This is a genomic window from Micromonospora sp. NBRC 107095 (assembly GCF_030269705.1).
In the GTDB taxonomy this organism is placed as follows: Bacteria; Actinomycetota; Actinomycetes; order Mycobacteriales; family Micromonosporaceae; genus Micromonospora; species Micromonospora parva.
In genome coordinates, this window is sequence record NZ_BSTU01000004.1 from 594,960 (window position 1) to 612,764 (window position 17,805).

Genomic DNA, 17,805 nt, shown 5'->3' on the forward strand with positions numbered 1-17,805 from the left:
CGGACGGCAGTGGGCCCTGGCCGGGCGAGTGGCTCGGCTGTCACGTCGCCTCCTGGAAAATCGGCGACGGGGCGAGTTGCCGGGCGACGGCAAGCAGGATCTCGTCGGTGAGCGGGTCGTCGGGGAAGGCGCGCATGATGGCGGCCGGGATGAGCCGCTGCGTGAGGTCGGAGTAGGTGTAGCCGGGCCGGTTATCGGTTGGGCCTGTGAGGGCGACGAGCTGTCGAATGGTGGCTGGTGCCAGGTCGATGTCGTGCAGGGCGTTGCCCAGGACGGCGTGGCGCTGCTCGTCGTCCGGACGGCTGAAGGTGAACGTGGCGGCGGCACGCCGCATGACCGCCGGGTCGAGCGCACCAACCCGGTTGGTGCAGAGCACGACTAGGACCGGCACGCCCGCCCCAGCCAGGCTATCGACGCCAGCGAGGAAGGCATCGACGCCAGCGCGATCCTCGTGGTGCATTTGCTGGGCAGCCCGGGACTGAACGAGCGCGTCAGCCTCATCGACGACAAGGATCGAGACCGCGTTGATCCCGCGCGAGTTCTTCGACTTCTTGCCTTGGACGAGGAGGTGGCCGAAGGCATCGCCGATGAGCGAGGTCATCTCGCCGACGAGGCCGCTGCCGCGGGTGGCGAGCTTGAGCCGGTAAAGAAACGCGGGAAGGTCGAGTTCGTCAGCGAGGTCGCAGCCGAAGGACTCGGCAAGGGCGCTCTTGCCGCACCCGACGTCCCCGGCGAACACGAACAGGGGCGCCCGGTCGGCGAACAGGGCGGTCGCGGCGATCTCCGCGCCGTGGTGCTTGTTCGCCCAGCGGCGCAGCCGGTCCGGGTCGGCAAGCAGGGTTGCCTCCTTGCGAAGCCGGACCTTCGTGTCGGTGAGTCCGACAAGGCGGCGGTACCGCTCCGCGCGGATCGGTTCAGGCAGTTCGATGACAGGCTGGAACAGGTCGTCCTGAGTGGCCATGGAGTGCTCCGTGGTAACGGTGTGGGTCAGTTGGCGAGGTAGACGTCGCGGCTGACGCCCGCGCCGTTACGGGAGTAACCGTGCCCCGAGGTGACGATGCCGGAGTGTGCGGTCGGTTCCGGTGCCCCGGTCCGCTTGACCGGCAGCCCTTGCTTGATCTCGACCTGCTTGCTGATGGCGAGCAGCTCGAACTTGGTCGAGTAGGTCAGGTAGCTGTAGAAGGGCATTCCGGCGACCGCCGCAGCCGTCGGGAAGCTACCCGGCCGATTGTTGAGCAGCTGCCCCCCGGTGGTGGCGGTGTAGCGCAGGCGCAGCTTCCAGGCGTTGGTGTCCTTCTGCCGGAAGCCGAAGTCGACGGTCCCGAGGTAGCCGTCGCGCAGCAGCAGCGCGATCTCCTCGACGTAGTCGTCGATGTCGTCGAGGCCGGGCTTGCCGTAGAGGCTGGCGAGCAGCCGCAGGTCCGCGCCGACTTTGGCGCCGACGTAGCGGGCCTCGGTGAGGGTGAACGAGTCGGACCTGGTCAGCGAGGCGGTCATCGGGCCACTCCGAACGACGGCCCGAGCAGGGTGCGCCACGCCTCGACGGCATCACCCTTCGTCGGGGCGAGAGCGGCCCAGCTGACTTCCTCCAGGGCGACCTTTGCGGTCTCGACCAGCCGTGAGCGGTCCAGCTCGGTATACGTGCCCACGATGTTGTTGTTGGGGTTAACCGGGTCCCACACCTGCACGGCGGCGCTGCTGATGCCGATCTCGCGGCGGTCGTAGCAGTCGGTGAAGGAGATCGGCGAGCGCAGTTCAGTGTTCACGATGTACGCCAGGACCTGCTCAAATGCACGGGGGTAGTCGTCAACCTTCAGCGACGTACCGTGCCAGCCGTTGTCCCACAGATGCGCGACAAGCAGTTCGATGAGGAAGCTCTTGCATCGCAGCGACTCGTCGTTGCGCTTGGCCTCGCGGATGAACGCCTTGAGCAGCCTGATCAGCTCCGCGTACCCGGGGCCGGCCAGGCTCTTGCGCTTGCCGATGAACTGCAGGTGCTGGGTCACAGAGGTCAGCACCCGCGTGCCGTCCCGGGTGACCAGGTAGCCCTTGTCGTTCTCCTCGCCCTCGTACAGCACCGGTGCGACGTCGATCTTCAGCGCGGTGCCGCGCAGAGTGATTCCGACCGCGTGGTCGGAGATGTGGAAGTCCTCGGCGACCTTGGTCTTGCCGTACACCTCCTTGCACCGCTCCTCGAGCCATGCCAGGAGGTCGGCCTCCCGCACGTCGACTCCGCCGACGCTGCTGGCCCGCACATATGCGGCGACGTCGGCGTCGGAGCCCTCACCCTTGCGCTTCCGGATCGCCGTGTGCTTCGCGGTACTGCCCGAGGCCCGCAACTTCACCAAGTCGTAGTGCGGGTGCACCTCGATGTGCGCCTCCAGTCGCTGGCGCAGGTGGTTTACCTGCTGGCGCCGCGCTGCGGCCTCCTTGCTCGGGACATTGACCTTGTTCTCGGCGTGGTCAGCCAGCGCCTTGTGATCCACATGGGGACCATCCGACATGAGGGACTCCTGAAGACGTGATCGCGTTCTCGGTTTCACTGTACCGCGTGAAACCGACCCGACCAACTCCCGCATCAACCGCGCCATCGCGCCGGACGGGCCGCGTGCCCCGATTGCGGCAGATGGCACGCATAGTGAGCAGTCGATTGGCTCGGCGAGTGCGAAGGGCGTCGCTGCACGCCCCGGCATCGACTGCGCTAGCGACACGGGCGGCGCGACTCAAGCCGAACCCGACCGGAATCTATGCGCCGGAGCAGCCCATAGGGGCCTGTGTGCAAACAAGTGCCCCCGAAGCCGACCAGCACCTAAAGACGGACAGCGACACGCCAGCGTGTGGCCCGCCCGGGCGACGTCGCCCTTCGCCCAGAGCCGCTGCTCCCAATCTGCTCCCAATTTAAGGGGCAACAGCGGAGAAGCCCGTTACCGGCAACTCCGGCTACGGGCTTCTTACCTGCCTATATTGATGGTGGGCGATACTGGGATCGAACCAGTGACCTCTTCGGTGTGAACGAAGCACTCTCAAGCAGGTCGCTTCATGAGCATCCAGGCGAGCGCGTGCTGGGGTGCCGATTCGTACGTGCAGCGGTTGGTGGCAGTGTGCGGGCGCGCTCGTCGCGTTCTCCCACCATCACTGAGGTTGACGGGGTGCTAGGGCGAGCACATGCAGACAGACTGATGTGCCGCTACGAGCAGCCCGGCACCAGTACGGTTGCCGACGTCGTAGGGCGGCGCTGTCCCCACGGATCGTCTTCGCGAGCCAGGTCGGTCGACGGATTCTAGGGCTCTAGAGATTGTCGGGCCACCAGTGTGGATCGAGGCTCTTGCCGTGGCCTTGAGGGCAGGTTCCGTAGCCGGTGCTGGAGACGTTCCAGTGGTGATAGCAGAACGGGGCGTCGCATTGACCGCAGAATCCGGCATCGTCGTAGAAGCCGGCGCCGGTAACGGCGGCGTAGCGGTACGGCTGGGTGAAGGCGACGGCGATCCGATCCGCATGGGCCAGGTCCACCGGTCGGCCGGATCCGTTGCCCGCCTCGATCCCAGAGAACAGCAGCCACCACTGCTGGCCTCCGTCACGCTGTCGCGCGGCGTTGTAGGCGTCGCGCTGCGCTTGTGACCAGCGCGGCCAGTCTGCGGGACGGGTACCGGGCGCGACGAGTTCGATGTGTGCTGCCGGTCGTCCGCACACCGCGCACGGTGGCTTTGCTACGAAGGCCTCGGGCATGACTCATTCTCTCCTGCCTATTAGTTGGAGACGAGCCGTCTTGGACGACTGGGCGTCGATGCCGGCGGCGGGACGGACGGAACCGTGCCACCGCCGACATCTCCATCTACGTACGATCTTGGGGCTTGGGTTGGTGGCTGCTGAGCATGCGTACGGTGGTGCTCAACTTGATCGGCGCATCGTCGGGACCTCTGAGGAAGGGGTGGATGTAGACGGGGCGGCGCAGCGATCGGCCAGGGCCGTGGGCTTGGTTGCGCCAATGTCCGGAGACCCAGGATCGACTGGCCTGAGGGCCCCCAGGGCTGCCTGGCATTTTGTCGCCGTCCGGCCTTGGACTGGTGCGGTGGCCGCGTATCCGCACGATGCGCACCTCGGGTACGGGTCGGTTGGTGCGGGCGTAGGTCTTGGCGACGGCTTTGTCGACTTGTGCCGTGGTGAATTCTGCGGTTTGCTGTGCGATCAGCAGCCACGTCGCGACCAGCGCTGCCGCCGGATGGTCACCGGGTATCAGGTGCTGTTCGGGGAGATGCGTTGCGCTCGTCGGTCCGAGCCAACCGACCTGTTCGCGTAGCCGTTGCAGCGGTTTGCCATGCAGTCCTCCGCCGATGGTCCGGTAGAGGACTACTTGGCGGCCGTGGGTGGTGTCGGTCCAGGATGCGGCGGTGAGTTGCCGGTGTGTCACTGGCCGGGGCCAGATGAGCATTCCGTCGGCGGAGGGGATGAGGTCGCGGCTGATGCGTACGTCGGGCAGCTGTCCTGCGGCGTGCTCAGCCAGGTCGGAGAAGTCGTTGTCGATCCAGTACAGGTGTGATCGTTCGAGGCCGGCGGCGATCTGCTGACGCGTGTCGGTGATTCCGAGCGCGGCGGGCATGTTGTCGGTGCCTCGGTAGAAGCGAGTGAGCCGGTCACGGACCTTGGGCAGCTCTGCGGCGGTGAGGGTGGTTGCCGGCCACGCTGTCGTCGTGATGAGCGTTCGGCCGGCGAGTCGGGCGTTGAGGAACGCTTGGTGCAGCTCCTCGATTCGAGTTCGTACGTGGGGATGGTTGGCGAGGCCGAGCGCCCGTACCGCACGGTCGATGACTTTGTCGTTGCGGCCCTCGTCAATGTGGGTTTGGCAGGCCGCGCATGCTGCCCAGGAGTCGCCGAAGTCTTGGACAAGTCCTGCGGTGGGGCCGATGGCGATGGCGGTCACCTCGCCGCCGTGCAGCGTCCAGATGGGGTGCGGGTCGCCGCAGAAGTCGCAGCTTCGGCGCACGGTGTCGAGGCGGCTGACCGGGACGGGCGCTGGTTCGTGTCCGTCGGTGGCGAGGTGGGTCGGGTGCACGTAGGTGGGTGGCATGCCGAGGGTGTTCAGCGGTGAAAGGCAGGTCTGGCAGGCCATCTCTTCGTGCAGGGCGGTCATGTCGTGGCTCCGTCGGTCGGCTGGTGCCGGTCGCGGAGGCGAGGTCCGCGACGGTGCTGCACGGGCGGCATGGTCATGCCCGGCTGGTAAATCGCGTGGCGGTTCCGGCCGTTCTGCTTGGCGTGATACATGGCGACGTCGGCGCGGTGCAGGGCTACTTCGGTGAAGGGGTCGCTGGTGTCGACGAGCGCCAGGCCCATGCTGGAGGTGATGGTGACCGTGGCGAAGCCGCCGTCTGCGGAGAGCGCGACGGGTTGGGCGATGATCGTGGCGATGGTGTCGGCGATGCGGTCTAGGTCGTCGGCGCGGGCCGGCAGGAGCAGGGCGTATTCGTCGCCGGCGAGCCGCGCGGCGGCGCCTCCGTGAAGCGTGGCGATGTCGGTGATGCGGTCGGCGACTTGGATGAGGAGGTCGTCTCCTCGGCCGTGGCCGTGGGTGTCGTTGACGCGTTTGAAGTCGTCGAGGTCGATCAGGGCGACGATCATGGGCCGTGCGGGGGTGGTTTCGGCAAAGGTCGCGTGCGCGGCCTGTAGGCCGGCGCGGTTGAGCATGCCGGTGAGCGGGTCGTGGAGTAGCGACCAGGTGGCGTCGGCGAGTTGGGTGCGGAGGCTGCGGATCGTCGGCCAGGCGGTGAGCCTGCCCAGGGCGAGCGCCACCACCGCGGTGGCGATCATGATCAGTGGTAGGGACACTGGGTTCCTCCTTCAGTGGAGAACCCGGGACGCGATCGTTTGGTAGGCGGCGCGTCCCGGGTCCTGATACGACGACGGCCCGCCTGCGGCGGGCCGGGTTTGCGGGTTCGTGCCGCTCGGGTTCACGGCGTCGGTGATGACGACGACCTCCCCGAGGAGACGCCATCGGGGCGGTTCAGTCAGCAGTGTTCGTGACGGCGTGCCTGCGAGTTGCTTGCCGCCGTTGGCCCCCAATGCGACGTCAAGTAAGCGGGAGTTGGTGTCAGCGACGCACCGGGTGGGCGGCCTGGTCGGCTCGAAGTCTGGCGGGTAGGTCGGCTGGTATCTCGGCGTAGGGCGCGACGGCTATAAGCACCTCAGCCGTGTCGAGAATCGTCTCGACCCGGCCGAGGTGGATGCTGTCGGGCTGGCGATGGGGTTCGGTGACCGGGTCCCAGGTGAAGTCGACGACGGTCGCGACGTACGTGCGGTGGGGGTTCCAGCCGACCTGAATGGTGTACCGCTCGAACCCGGGCTTGGGTGTGAGGGTGTACAGGCTCATCAGTTCCTTTCCTGGGGTTGCTGCCCATGCCACGTGCGCCCTGCGTCCGGGGCGGGTCCTGCGGTGGTGGGCCGTTGGCGTGGATGGTGGTGCCGGGCGGTGCGTTGCGTCGTCGTGGCTCACTCCCCCGCCGTGGCCGACGCTGTCGGGCGCCCGCGGGGTCTGCTCCGCGGCAGTCGCGGAGGGTGCAGCGTGTGTTGCTGCGCCCCTGGTCGACGGGGCGAATGGGGTGCCGGCGGCAGGCGAGCCGATGCTCATTGCGGCAGGTGGCGGGAGCGTTCCTCCGCCACTTCGATGATCTTGTCGCGTCGCGCGGCGGGCAGGTCGACGAGCAGGTCGACGTAGTGCTGCTCCTGGGCGGTGAGTGGTTCGGCGAAGGCCGCTTTGTAGGCCAGGCGCGCTGCCTCGTGTGCGGCCTCGATCGGGCCGCTGTGGTCGTAGGCGGAGGTGACCTGGCGAAGTTGTGCGGCTGCCGTGAGCGGGTCTCGGGACAGCGTGGTGTCGTAGAGGCGGAAGTTCGCTGGAAGGTTGGCCGCGGTGATCGCGGTGATCAGGCACAGGTTGGCTTGGACGTTGTAGGCGAATGCCTCGTCGCGGACGGGCGTTTCTCCGCGGGCGCGCAGGGCGGCGCGGTTGGCGTTCCAGCGCAGTCGGGCTTCTTCGGCGGTGCGGGCGAGTGACAGCAGGATGCTGCGAATGGGATCCACCGTGTTACTCCTGTTCGGTAAGGGTGTTCGGGTTCGAAGGGTTGGGCTGGGTGCTGGTGGTCGCCTGCTCGAAGACGGAGGGCGGCAGACCGGCGTGCAGGGCCTGTAGGAGCAGGCCGGCGAGCTGGTAGTCGGGGTCGACCTGCAGGGCACGCTCGGCGGCCATGAGGGCCAGGGCACCGTCGCCGAAGCGCCATGCGGTGAGCGCGAGGATGGTCGCGGGCGCCGGCACGAGCGCCTCGTCGGCGCGGCGGGTGACCTCAGCCCAGAAGGTGACGTGCTGGTCGTGCGGTTGAGTGAAATCAACGGCGAGGTCCCGCACGGGCCGGTGTGTCAGCAGCACGGTCAGCCAGGCCACCTCGTCGTCGGTAAGACCCGTGCCGTCGTCGTGCTGTCGCAGCGCGCTGCGGACCGCATGCGCGCCGGCCTCGGACACCACGGTGCTGCCGTTGGTCTCCAAGGCCGTCATGCGGGCGGTCGCCTCGGTCGTGGCGTGTCGGATGCCGTCGCCGGTGCTGTCGTCTCTGGTGAAGCGGCTTGCCACTGCCGCCCGGTCCGGCCTTGCGACGAGCCCGGCGACGGTCGCGTGCACGGCGAAGAGCGAGGTGGTGGGTTCGACGGGGGTTCCCTGTGGCGGGCAGCAGCCGGGGTCGCCGCAGGTGAGGCTGAAGATGCGGTTTCCGGTGACCCGCAGCAGTTCCCGCACGGCCAGGCCGGCGGCGGTGAACGCGTCGCCGACGCCACGCAGTGCCGGGTCGATGTGTCCCTGAGCGCCGTAGCCGACGATCACGAGGTCGGTGATCGGTTGCTGCCGCTGCACGACCGGGACGAGGTGAGCGGTGAGGTCGCGCAGGTGATGTGCGGGGGATCCGGGTGCCGGCAGATCGGCCCGGGCGGCGAACACGATGCGCCGGTCTCGGCAGGCGATCACGACGATGCTGCCGTCGCCGGGATAAAAGCCGATGAGGTACGGCACCGCGGTCGCCAGGTCGGCTGAGGATCGGACCGTCAGTTTGTTGTCGGGGAACGACACGTTGATCTCCCGTCAGAGAGGGCGGTGAAGGAGTGGAAAGCCGGCGGGACGGCGCGGTCGTCGCACATAGCGCCGGTCCGGAAACGGGTGCCAACCGAGGGTGCCCGTGGAAGGCAGTCCGTTGGCGTCTGCTCAGGGACGTAGAGATTCGGCGGCAGACGAGTCAGTCGCTGTCGGGGTCCAGGTAGAAATCGATGCCCTGGCTCTCGACGCGGGCTGTCACCGTGACCAGGTAGTGGTCGGTTCCGGCCAGTGCCCGGGTCAAGTCCGCGCGGACGAGGGCTTCGGCCGCGGTGGTGGCGTCGGCGGAAGTGTCGTGTCCGCGGAGCCACATCTCGTACTCGTGCCGCCAATGAATCCGCCATCCGTCCGGGCCGACGGTGGCGTTCTCAGGGATGCTCCAGCCGTACGAGGTCCACGGCCGTGCCGCGTCCGGGTTGATCGTGGTGGCGGCGCGCATCCTGTGTCGTGCGGCGTCGCCGGCATCCCGGGCGGTGCCGTCGCCGACCGGCAGCGTGAGGTCGGCGATCACCGTGATGTGGTGTGCGTGAGGCAGGGGGTCGAGGCCGAGGTCGACGAGGAACTGGTTGACCCGCTGGGCCGCGTGCTGGTGTACGCCGCCGAACTCGTCGTCGACCAGGGCGCGAATCGCGCGGGCCCGAATGCTGCGTCGCAGGCCCGCGAGGGCCTGTACGGCAGCATCACGCGCCGCCGTCGCAGCGGCAAGCTCATCGCCGTCTGCTAGCGGTACCGCGCCGCCCGCAGGTTGCGCATCGATGCCAACGGGGTCCGGTGTGGCCTCGTCAGGGCTATCGGTGCACTGCCAGATCGGCGTGCTCAGGGTGATGCCGGCCTCAGCCAGCGACCGCAGATGGGTGTCCATCGTCGTGCGAGCGATCTCGCACGCCTCCGCCTCCCGGACCGCCGTGGCCCAGGTGTGGAGCATGACCTGCACGGTGATCGTGTACCGCTGCCGCCCAGCTGTGTCGCCGCCGGGTGCCCGTGCCAGGTGGATGACGTGCTGCGGGTAGACGGCAGTCGCCGGCTGCAGCTGGCGCAGTTCGTTCGGCACACCCCAGCGCGCTTGCTCGCGGGCCTCGTCATGGCTGGTGTGCGACCGCGTGTACGACAGCTGCGCTTCGCCGGAAATAGTCCACCGTTGCGGCAGCGGATCCAGGCCCCATGTCGCGAGAGCGTCCTCGCATCCCGGCCGACAAATCAGCCTGCTGTGCAACGCGGCGATGAGGACGGAACGGGCCTCGACGGCCAGCGCCGTCCGCTGCTCGATGGCAGCCGTCGTTTCGGCATGCAGAGCACGGACCTGGTCCGCCGGGCTCCCGCCAGTCACCACTGCACCGCCTGACTGCCCGTAGTAGCCGAGGGCGTACCCGTGACCAACCCGGCGCAAGCAGCCAGTTGAACGTTGGCCCTGTCGTGGTCTGGGTGCACGTCGGTGTGTTCGACGATGGCCGTAAAGGTGCGGTGGAGGAGACCGTGCGGTGTGAGTTGATGGAGGTCTGCTGGGACCTCACCGTCTGTCAGGTGCCGGGTGGGACGAGGCATGTTGTCCTCCGTAGGGCAGCAAGAAGGCGGCCACCGGTTGGTGGCCGCCCGAAGGGATGGTGGAGCCGCACCCTGGTCGCGCGAGGGCGCGAGGTTGGGTTGGTGCGTGCCAGATCCGATGCTGGCGGCGGCGACCGACCGTGATTGGTGGGCGCGATGCCGTTGCGCGAGGCGTCAGATCAGAGGCACATGGGAAGTAAGGAGAGCCCTCAAGCTAGCTGGCCCGGGGCGCTGTCTGCGGGGCTGTCAGGTTCGGCCTCCTGGCAGAACCTGACAGCCCGGCAACCCCGATCTCGTGTCGGTTCTGCTGGCTGCGGCGGGACCAGCCAGGACTGAGGCCCGCCTAGCTGACCGTCAGCGGCTTGGTGAGCCCCATCCGGCGCCGGCTTTGGCGGGTCCGATACTTCTGAAGAAGGCAAGGCTCTCAAGGGCGGCGGAGGACCAACACGTCCTCGTGCGCCACCAGGTGCACCGGGATGCCGTCGTCGCGGCTGCGGCGGACCGCCATCATTCCGAACATGCTGGCCCGGTGCACGACCTGCCCGTCGCGGACGGCGGCGAGCATCGCCGCTGTCCGCTCAACCGGGACCAGCCGGGCTGACCGTGCGGCGGCGAGCAGTTCGCCGGGCAGGTCGATCAGGTCATCGCGTTGGCGGCGTACCGGCCGGGAGGTGATCACCACGGTTCCGCCAGGGCGTAGCAGATGGTAGCTGGCGGACAGGATGGAGGCGAACCCGTCGAGCAGGCGGGACCACCCCGCGTAGGCGAGGTTGCCACGCTCCCGGTCGCCATACAGGTGGTCTCGCTTGCGTACACCGGTCCCCGTCGTCTGTACGAGGCCATGCGTCCCGCGCCCGTACGGCGGCGAGGTAAGCACGAGGCTCACCCTGCCGACCACCGACGCGGGCACCAGGTCGAGCAAATCGGTGGCGTCCCCGGTGAATACCCTGGCAGTGCCGGCGGCACCCTGCGACGCGGCGAGGGCAACGTTGGCCTCGGCGAGTGCGGTATAGGAGGGCTCGATGTCGATCCCGGTGCCGCGGCGGCCGAGGTGCATGGCTTCCACCAGCGTGGTGCCGCACCCGCACATCGGGTCGAACACCATGTCGTCCAACGCGGTGTATTTGCTGATCGCGTGCGCGGCCAGGTGAGGCAACATCTTGGCGGGATGGCTGGAGGTCTGCCGGACGTAGCGGCCTCGCCGCTGGTCACGGGCGGGTATCTGGCAGGTCAGCCACACCGAGGTGATCGACAGCTGCTCACCCATCGGCGCGCCCGCCCTCTATCGTGCTGCGGGTCAGGATCAGCACGTCGGTGTGGATCGCCAGCTGCGCCTGCTGACCAGGCCGGGGCGGCCGGTCGGCCGCCACGATGTGCTGCAGGTATGCCAGCCCGGCCCGCTTGGCGGCGATGACGACATCGACTGGCAGAGCGATGTCGCCGTGGGCCAGCAGCACCGCCACGCAGCCTCCCGGCACGAGATGGGCACGGCAGCGGAGGAAGAAGTCAACCGGGGAGTTGTCGGCAACTGGCCAGCCAGTGACGATCAGCGTCGCCGACTCGCGGCCCCAGCCGACCGCGCGGGCCGCCTGCAGATGACTACGGCGGTGTGCCGCGATGATCGCGCGGGCCAACTGCGGTCCTTCGGCCAGGTCGATGATGAGGTCGGACGGGTGGGTGAGGTTGTGGACCAACCGCACCCCCATCGCGTTGGACATGGCCTCGCCCTCGTGCGGGGCGGGGACTGGCCAGACAGTGATCGGCACGGGTGGGTCGCCGGGTACGACGTCCCCCACGGGAACTGGTGCGCGGTGATGATTTCTGTCGGTCATGGGCACGGTGGCCCCCGAACCGGCGGGCGTACTGACGATCCCCAGTGCGCTGCTGACAGGCCGATCGAACCCGCCCCCGATCTGACAGCACCCGTCACCCGCGACAGTCTGACAGCCGGGCCTGCGGGCGCGGGCCGCCCTGACGACGGTGAACCTGTCACGACCGGACACGGTCTGACCCGATCTGTCAACCCAGCTCTGGTGACAGGTCGTGCTGTCCCAATCGAGGGCCTCGGCCTTCGCACCAGGCGACAGGCTCCCTGTCGAAGGGGACATCACCATGGCAACAACCAGTCGCGTCCGGACGACCGACACAGCGCTGACGACCGCGGAGACCGCATTCGCGTTCCTGACCTACGAACCGGCGCCCCTGGCGTTCGACGCCCGCCCAGTCCCGGGCCTACCAGACACGACGATTCCCTTGGACGAGCTGCGCACGCTGCTCAAGTGCGAGCGCTACGACAGCGACACCACCGACGAGTTGTGGCGACAGCTCGCCCACCACGCCCGCGAATGGGGACCCGCCTGGGTCGTCGGCGCGATCGGCATCGCACTACCCGCGCTGACACACCTCGCCGCGAAGATCAGCCGCGGCCGTGCCCGGCACGCCGACGACGTCGACTCCGAAGTCCTCGCCGGATTCCTTCACGCCCTGCGCACGGCGGACCTCACCCCGCCCCGGCTGTGGTTGCGGCTGTGCTGGGCAGCCTGGCGTGCAGGCGTCACCGTCATCAAGGCCGACGACGGCGAGGAACTGCCTCTCAATCTGCCCAGCGGCTCACGGTCGCCGAAGATGCCCTACGGACATCCGGACCTGCTGCTCGGTCGCGCAGCCACCGCCGGCCTCATCACCACCGACGCCGCCGAACTGATCAGCGCGACCCGTTTCGGCGACGCTCTGATCGAGCACTTGGCCGCTGAACGGGGCGTGGCCGCCTCGGCCCTACGGATGCGCCGCCGCCGAGCCGAACGGATCGTCGCCGCTGCCGTCACACGAGGTGATCTATCCACCCCCGTTCGCTCGTGCCGCCCACGCAATGCCGCCATCGCAGCCTGACCTCGCACTTCCCTGGTCTCGGCGCCAGGACACACATTGAAGTCGCCTACTTCGCGAGATCCCTTGCGATGCACGGGTCGCACTCAACTGGGTGCCGGCGCCGCGCGGATGTGGCCGGCAATGCGCGCGGAGACTGATGGCGAGCATGACGCGGACGTATGGTCAGTCCGGGTAGCCCACGACGATTCGGTTCGCCTCGTAACCGAGGGGCCCGCCGACCCATCGGCCACCGCAGGTGACCAGCACAATCCGGTGCGGGCCGTGCTGCCCGAACAGGTCCGGGGCGCGACGGGGCAGGTCGGCCTTGGCCACGGTGTGTACCTCGATTATTCGGTACCGCCGGTACCTCCCGTGTTCGTCGGCAACCTCGACCCGACCGCCGTGCCCGGCCCGCCAAAGCTCGGCAAAGGGCCCCACCTCGCCTCGCCAATTCACGTGCCCAGCGAGTACGGCGGCTCCGGTCCCGGCGCTCAGGGCCGATCCCCACCAGGCCGCGTCCCCGATGCCATCAGGCAGGGGCAGCACGCCGTCTCCGCCGATCTCACGGCGGATCACCCGCGCCGTGCCCCCTAGCGGCAGCCGGACGGATCCCGGCTCCAGCTTGGTCAACCGGAACAGGTCGGTCACAGCCGTAGCGGCAGTGGCCACGGCAGTCGATCCCGGAACGGCGGACACCGTGGACGTGAAGGGCCGGTTGTGCTTTGTTGAGGGGTTGATGGGGTACGGCTTCGATGGGCTCGTCGCTGTCCGGCCCTCACCAGGGGCCGACAGTCCGGCGGTACGTGGTGGCTCCGATCCGGACACATAGACCGCCAGAGCGGCGACTGCGGCCAAGCTGGCTGCAGCCGCCGTCAGCGGTCCAGCGCGGCGGGGCTTGGATGGGGTACCCATCAGTGGAGTCGACACGGCACCGCACGGTGGCCGTGACCGCGTCGAAGCCGAAGCAGGGCGAGCCCGGAAACCATGGTCACTGTCGCCGCGAGGGCACCGGTCGGGTCGGTTGACGTCGGGGGTTCGGCCGGGCTGGCGGCGGGTTCAGCTTCGGCTGGCCGATCGCCGGCTGGAATCTGCGTGGGCACCGTCGGCTGCGGCCAGGGCGGGCACCCCTTGGGGAGCTTGAGTTGGAGCAGCTTGGCCACGCGCAGCCGGCCCTCGGGCGGCGCCCAGAGCAACCGGACGTCGAGAAGTTCGGCGGTGGCCCGGTCAAAGTTGGCGTTGCGCTGCCGGGTCTTCGTTATCGCGCCGAGGAAAGCGTTCAGATCCGGATTCCCTGGTGTTGCGGGGCCGAGGTCGGCGGGGAATATCGACCGGAAGTTGGCCAGGGGCTTCCCGCCGGGGAACACGTTGCCCCGATTCGCCGTCAAGCTCTGCCGACCCTTCGCGTCCCGGGTGTTCACCAGGGCCAGAAGCTGAGTGTTGGTCCGCCGGGTCAGCTCGGTGCCGCTGGTGGCCAGCTTCGGTTGCTCAAGGAGTAACTGCCCGTAGTAGCCGCTGTGTAAGGCGTAGGCGATGTACTCCTCCATCGGACCGACCGCAGGATCCTGGTGCAGGGTCTCATGCGCCATCGCCACGCCGAGCAGGCTGAAGTTCTCAAAGCGGTACCGCTCATTGAACAGGATCTGCGGGTTACCCTGCGTGTCGGGCGAAACTTGCGCAATGGTGGAGGCAGGCAGCGCCGCGAAGATGACCTTGGCGTAGAAGCCGGACCTGATGGTCTCGACGCTGACCTCCGACGGCCCGCCCACCAGCGACGCCAACGCGGCCCGCAGGTTCGGATCCGGGATGATCTTTTTGATTTTCGGATCGTCGAAGACCGCCAGCCCTTGCTTCACCACCCCCGGATGCCGCGCCGCCCGCGGCAGCAACGCTTTCGCCAACTGCACGCGCAACTGCGCCGGGGTGATCCGCCGCGGCGGCGCCGGCACCATCGGCGACGCCTGCGAGTACGTCTCCGGCGTAAACAAATTCACGTTCGTTGGTGGAAACGGCGGCTGGGCTAACACCCGCTCGGCAGCGCACTTCTTCCCGCCGCCACCCGACTTTCCGTCAGCGGCGGCCACGGGTGCAGGCATGCCCGCTACTGCCACCAGCGCGCATCCGGCGGCGATCAACATGGTTCCAGCTCGGCGCATGCTCGAGTCACTCCTTCACACCCTGCACGAATCGGCACCGGACTGTCCGGCGGTGACGACGGGCCGCCGGCTCAGTCCGAGCAGTGGTCCGAAGCCGATGGTGGCCTAGGCCTGACCCACAGCTCTGCGGTATCCGCGAATTATGTACTTGATTCGCCTAATTGGGTGGTGGATGCCACGCTCGTGACCTCGGCCACCAACACGACTCACTGTTCCGCGCCGCTCGTCCACCGTCTTCGCGGTCACAGTGGTGGCGTTGACATCAAGCCGGCCCGACGGGAGCCGGCCCAGACGGCTCGTTAGTAGCTGGGATTCCAGGTGTCAGTGCGCCGCCATCGGCAGATTGGCAAGCGGCATCGCCCAGCGCTCCGTGCCGAAATCGGATCGGTTGCTAGCACGGTGGCAGGCCGCGCGGGGACGAGTCGGTCGGACTTGCTGTCGGCTCCGCCTGAAAACTGACCCCGTGATTCCGGGGGGGGGCAGAGGGGTCCAGGGTTGATCCGGCGTCGACACTTGCCTGCCTTGCCTCTCACCGCCGCCCCCTTGGTTGTCCTATCTCAGCGGAACTGCCCGACGATTGCGTTCTGCCCGTCAATTCAAGTGGGACGGGACACGTGACCTCAACCATGGCCCGCCTGGGGCGACTGGGCCGAGAAACACGCCTGGTCGAGGCAACAATGAGAACCGGCGCAGGTCAACTGGGAAAGGAGACCAGGGGATTACGTAAGGCACTGACCGGTCTTGTCGGGTCGTGACAGGCGCGTGGTGAGTTCGATCGGTCTGACAGCCGAGTTCTGGGCGGTGCATGTCATCCATGGCATGCCCGCCCGGTAGGGATCTCCTATCCAGTGAGGCTGATGGTCCGGCACGGCTGGCGCGGCGTACTGACACCGCAACCCTTCGCTTAACGCAAGGGAGGAGCGCCCCCACCGGTCCAATCGAAGCTTCGCCTTGGTCCCCACCGCGGCGGCCCGCAGATTTTTGTGGAGCGTCGCTATGCACATGACTCTGTCAGTCCTGTCCGACCTCGCCGCCACCGCGCCGCAGCCGCTGGCGGCCCCGAAATCAATCAACGAGGTCATTTCCTCGATCACCGCGTGGATCATGGGCATCATCGCGCTGGTCGCGACAATGTTCCTGGTCATCGGTGGCCTCCGCTATATGGCCGCGGGCGGTGACCCGGCCCAGGTCGAGCAGGCGAAGGGAAACTTCAAGTCCGCCTTGATCGGCTACGCGTTGGCGGTTCTCTCCCCCGTGATCCTGCAGGTGCTGCAGGGCATCATCGGCGGCTGAGGGCATCGATCATGGTCGACTGGATGATGAATGGCCTGGTGGAATGGCTCGCCGAGCGGCTGCAAGACCTGCTCGGCGGACTCCTGGCCTATCTAACATCGTGGATGTTCTTGTCGCCGGACGTCACCGTCTTGCCGCAGGTGCAGACCATCGCCGCGAAAAGCGCGCTGGTCGTCAACGCCTGCTACATCCTCGCGCTGCTGACCGCCGGCATCGTGACGATGACCAGCAGTTCGTTCGAGATGCGATACGGCGTCAAGGAATTCCTGCCACGCCTCGTCGTCGGGTTCATCCTGTCGAACTTCGCGGTCCCGCTCTGCGCCGTGCTCATCTCTGTCGCCAACGCGTTGACGGTTTCCATGGTCGGCACCGCAGCGCCGACCACACAAGCGGTCACGATGGCCCGCACCCACGTGGCCGCCACCCTCATCGACCCCGCCAACGCCCTCGTCGCCCTGATCATCGGGCTGCTGATCGTCGGGCTGATGTTCACCCTCGTCACCGGTTGGGTCGTACGCGTTGCGGTGCTGGTCATCCTGGCCGGGCTCGCCCCGGTCGCGCTGGCCTGCTATGGCCTGCCCTGGACGCAACCCACCGCCGACCTGTGGTGGCGCAGCCTGCTGGGCTGCCTCGGCACGGCCGTGCTGCAGGCCGTCGCGTTCTCCAACGGCATCCAACTGCTCACCGACCCGGACGCGAGCATTCCGGTCCTGATCGGCCTGCCGAGCTCAGACGTGCTGAACCTGCTGCTGGTCGCGGTGGTTTTGTGGATAACGGTCAAGATCCCCGGGATGATGCGCCGCTACGCAATGGGCAGGGGCTCGCCGAACATCGGCGGGGTTCTGCTGCGGGCAGTGGTTATCCAGGGCATCACCCGTCGTCTCCCGCTTGGTGGGCCGGGACGTGCCGCCTTGCGAGGTGGGCGATGACGATCGAGGACAACATTCCGCGTGCCGTCGTCCCGGCCAACGTCAACGAGCCCGACCGTATCGCGTTCGGGCTGACGTTCAGACAACTGGGCATCGTCGGCGGCGCCGGCCTCGTCGGGTTCGGGGTCTACCGCACGGTCGGGCATCTGCTGCCGCAGGTGGCGTGGATCGTCGCCGGAGCGATCGTGTTCGCGGTGGCGGTCGTGGTGGCGCTCGGCCGCCGTGACGGCCTGCCGCTGGACGTGTGGCTGCGGCACGGGTTCGTACTCAGTCGCAAGCCGCGCACTCTCGCCCCTGGTGCAGCTCGGGCCAGCTCGATCGCGGTCGTGGCCGGCAATCCGAGCCTTCCGGCGCCGCTGCGTTCTCCCGTCACGGCGGTCAGCCCGACCGGACTTCTGACCAGTGAGGGCCGCGGCAAGGTCCTGATCGCCTGCGGCACCACGAATATCCACCTGCGCACCGACGGTGAACAGGGCGCGCTGCTGGAAGGGTTTGGCCGGTTCCTCAACAGCCTGACCGGGCCGGCGCAGATCGTCGTGGCGGCGCAGCGGCACGACCTGACCGTCTACGCGCAGGCGACTGTCGACCACGCGCTGCGGCTAGCGCACCCGGCGTTGCAGGCCGCCGCCGATGACTACGCCGAGTTCCTGCTTGACCTCGACAGCCAGCGTGATCCGCTGCGCCGTCAGGTCCTCGCTGTCATCAGCGGGGAGCTTGGGGCCGACGCGGCGGTGCGCGCGCTGTGCGGGCTCGGTGTCGAAGCCACAGTTTTGGACGGGCCGGCTGTCGCCTCCGCGCTTGCCGGGGCGGTCGATCCGTTCTCCCCGCCGGTGCCTGGCCCGCGTGCGGTGCCCGGCGCCCCGATCACCCTGCGGAGCACATCGTGAACCTGTTAAGA

Annotated in this window: 18 protein-coding genes; 4 read left to right on the top strand and 14 right to left on the bottom strand. The window is 68.0% G+C overall.

Going from position 1 to position 17,805, the window contains the following annotated elements:
• Positions 1–40: 40 nt before the first annotated feature.
• From QSK15_RS22495 to QSK15_RS22550, 12 genes are all read right to left on the bottom strand, one after another.
• On the bottom strand, positions 41–961 hold the full coding sequence (locus tag QSK15_RS22495; protein WP_285796140.1) for an AAA family ATPase: 921 nt from the start codon (positions 959–961) through the stop codon (positions 41–43).
• 26 nt (positions 962–987) lie between these two features.
• Positions 988–1,497 carry an HORMA-1 domain-containing protein gene (locus tag QSK15_RS22500; protein ID WP_285796141.1) on the bottom strand — a complete coding sequence of 170 codons (510 nt, stop codon included), beginning with the start codon at positions 1,495–1,497 and terminating at the stop codon, positions 988–990.
• Positions 1,494–2,504, bottom strand: a complete 1,011-nt coding sequence (locus tag QSK15_RS22505; RefSeq protein ID WP_285796142.1) for a CBASS oligonucleotide cyclase — start codon at positions 2,502–2,504, stop codon at positions 1,494–1,496. Before QSK15_RS22505 ends, QSK15_RS22500 begins: the two co-directional genes overlap by 4 nt.
• Before the next feature lie 784 nt (positions 2,505–3,288).
• The gene (locus QSK15_RS22510; RefSeq protein WP_285796143.1) at positions 3,289–3,726 is read right to left on the bottom strand and encodes a hypothetical protein; all 438 of its coding nucleotides are present in this window, start codon (positions 3,724–3,726) and stop codon (positions 3,289–3,291) included.
• Between the two features lie 106 nt (positions 3,727–3,832).
• On the bottom strand, positions 3,833–5,128 hold the full coding sequence (locus QSK15_RS22515; RefSeq protein ID WP_285796144.1) for a hypothetical protein: 1,296 nt from the start codon (positions 5,126–5,128) through the stop codon (positions 3,833–3,835).
• Positions 5,125–5,802 (bottom strand): GGDEF domain-containing protein, encoded by a 678-nt coding sequence (locus tag QSK15_RS22520; protein WP_285796145.1) that lies wholly within the window; start codon positions 5,800–5,802, stop codon positions 5,125–5,127. The genes QSK15_RS22515 and QSK15_RS22520 overlap by 4 nt, the downstream gene beginning before the upstream one ends.
• A gap of 280 nt (positions 5,803–6,082) precedes the next feature.
• Positions 6,083–6,361 (bottom strand): hypothetical protein, encoded by a 279-nt coding sequence (locus tag QSK15_RS22525; protein ID WP_285796146.1) that lies wholly within the window; start codon positions 6,359–6,361, stop codon positions 6,083–6,085.
• A 254-nt stretch (positions 6,362–6,615) separates the two neighbouring features.
• Positions 6,616–7,068 (bottom strand): hypothetical protein, encoded by a 453-nt coding sequence (locus tag QSK15_RS22530; RefSeq protein WP_285796147.1) that lies wholly within the window; start codon positions 7,066–7,068, stop codon positions 6,616–6,618.
• 4 nt (positions 7,069–7,072) lie between these two features.
• Positions 7,073–8,101, bottom strand: a complete 1,029-nt coding sequence (locus QSK15_RS22535) for a DUF4192 domain-containing protein (protein ID WP_285796148.1) — start codon at positions 8,099–8,101, stop codon at positions 7,073–7,075.
• A 163-nt stretch (positions 8,102–8,264) separates the two neighbouring features.
• Positions 8,265–9,452, bottom strand: coding sequence for a hypothetical protein (locus QSK15_RS22540; protein WP_285796149.1), 1,188 nt, complete (start codon positions 9,450–9,452; stop codon positions 8,265–8,267).
• 636 nt (positions 9,453–10,088) lie between these two features.
• On the bottom strand, positions 10,089–10,931 hold the full coding sequence (locus QSK15_RS22545) for a TRM11 family SAM-dependent methyltransferase (protein ID WP_285796150.1): 843 nt from the start codon (positions 10,929–10,931) through the stop codon (positions 10,089–10,091).
• Positions 10,924–11,364 (bottom strand): hypothetical protein, encoded by a 441-nt coding sequence (locus QSK15_RS22550; protein ID WP_285796200.1) that lies wholly within the window; start codon positions 11,362–11,364, stop codon positions 10,924–10,926. Before QSK15_RS22550 ends, QSK15_RS22545 begins: the two co-directional genes overlap by 8 nt.
• Positions 11,365–11,707: 343 nt before the next feature.
• On the opposite strand from QSK15_RS22550, the gene QSK15_RS22555 reads away from it, so the two are divergent.
• Positions 11,708–12,553, top strand: a complete 846-nt coding sequence (locus tag QSK15_RS22555; RefSeq protein ID WP_285796151.1) for a hypothetical protein — start codon at positions 11,708–11,710, stop codon at positions 12,551–12,553.
• A 162-nt stretch (positions 12,554–12,715) separates the two neighbouring features.
• Here QSK15_RS22555 and QSK15_RS22560 read toward each other — a convergent pair whose 3' ends face one another.
• Together QSK15_RS22560 and QSK15_RS22565 are read right to left on the bottom strand one after the other, a co-directional pair.
• Positions 12,716–13,444 (bottom strand): class F sortase, encoded by a 729-nt coding sequence (locus QSK15_RS22560; RefSeq protein ID WP_285796152.1) that lies wholly within the window; start codon positions 13,442–13,444, stop codon positions 12,716–12,718.
• Positions 13,444–14,667, bottom strand: a complete 1,224-nt coding sequence (locus QSK15_RS22565) for a hypothetical protein (RefSeq protein ID WP_285796153.1) — start codon at positions 14,665–14,667, stop codon at positions 13,444–13,446. The genes QSK15_RS22560 and QSK15_RS22565 overlap by 1 nt, the downstream gene beginning before the upstream one ends.
• Positions 14,668–15,681: 1,014 nt before the next feature.
• On the opposite strand from QSK15_RS22565, the gene QSK15_RS22570 reads away from it, so the two are divergent.
• Genes QSK15_RS22570 through QSK15_RS22580 form a run of 3 tightly spaced genes read left to right on the top strand, consistent with a single transcriptional unit; the run spans position 15,682 to position 17,794 of the window.
• Positions 15,682–15,978, top strand: coding sequence for a pilin (locus QSK15_RS22570; protein WP_030334802.1), 297 nt, complete (start codon positions 15,682–15,684; stop codon positions 15,976–15,978).
• An 11-nt stretch (positions 15,979–15,989) separates the two neighbouring features.
• Entirely contained in the window at positions 15,990–16,907 is a 918-nt protein-coding gene (locus QSK15_RS22575; RefSeq protein WP_285796154.1) for a TrbL/VirB6 family protein, read from the top strand.
• On the top strand, positions 16,904–17,794 hold the full coding sequence (locus QSK15_RS22580; protein WP_285796155.1) for a PrgI family protein: 891 nt from the start codon (positions 16,904–16,906) through the stop codon (positions 17,792–17,794). Before QSK15_RS22575 ends, QSK15_RS22580 begins: the two co-directional genes overlap by 4 nt.
• The last annotated feature ends 11 nt before the right edge of the window (positions 17,795–17,805 follow it).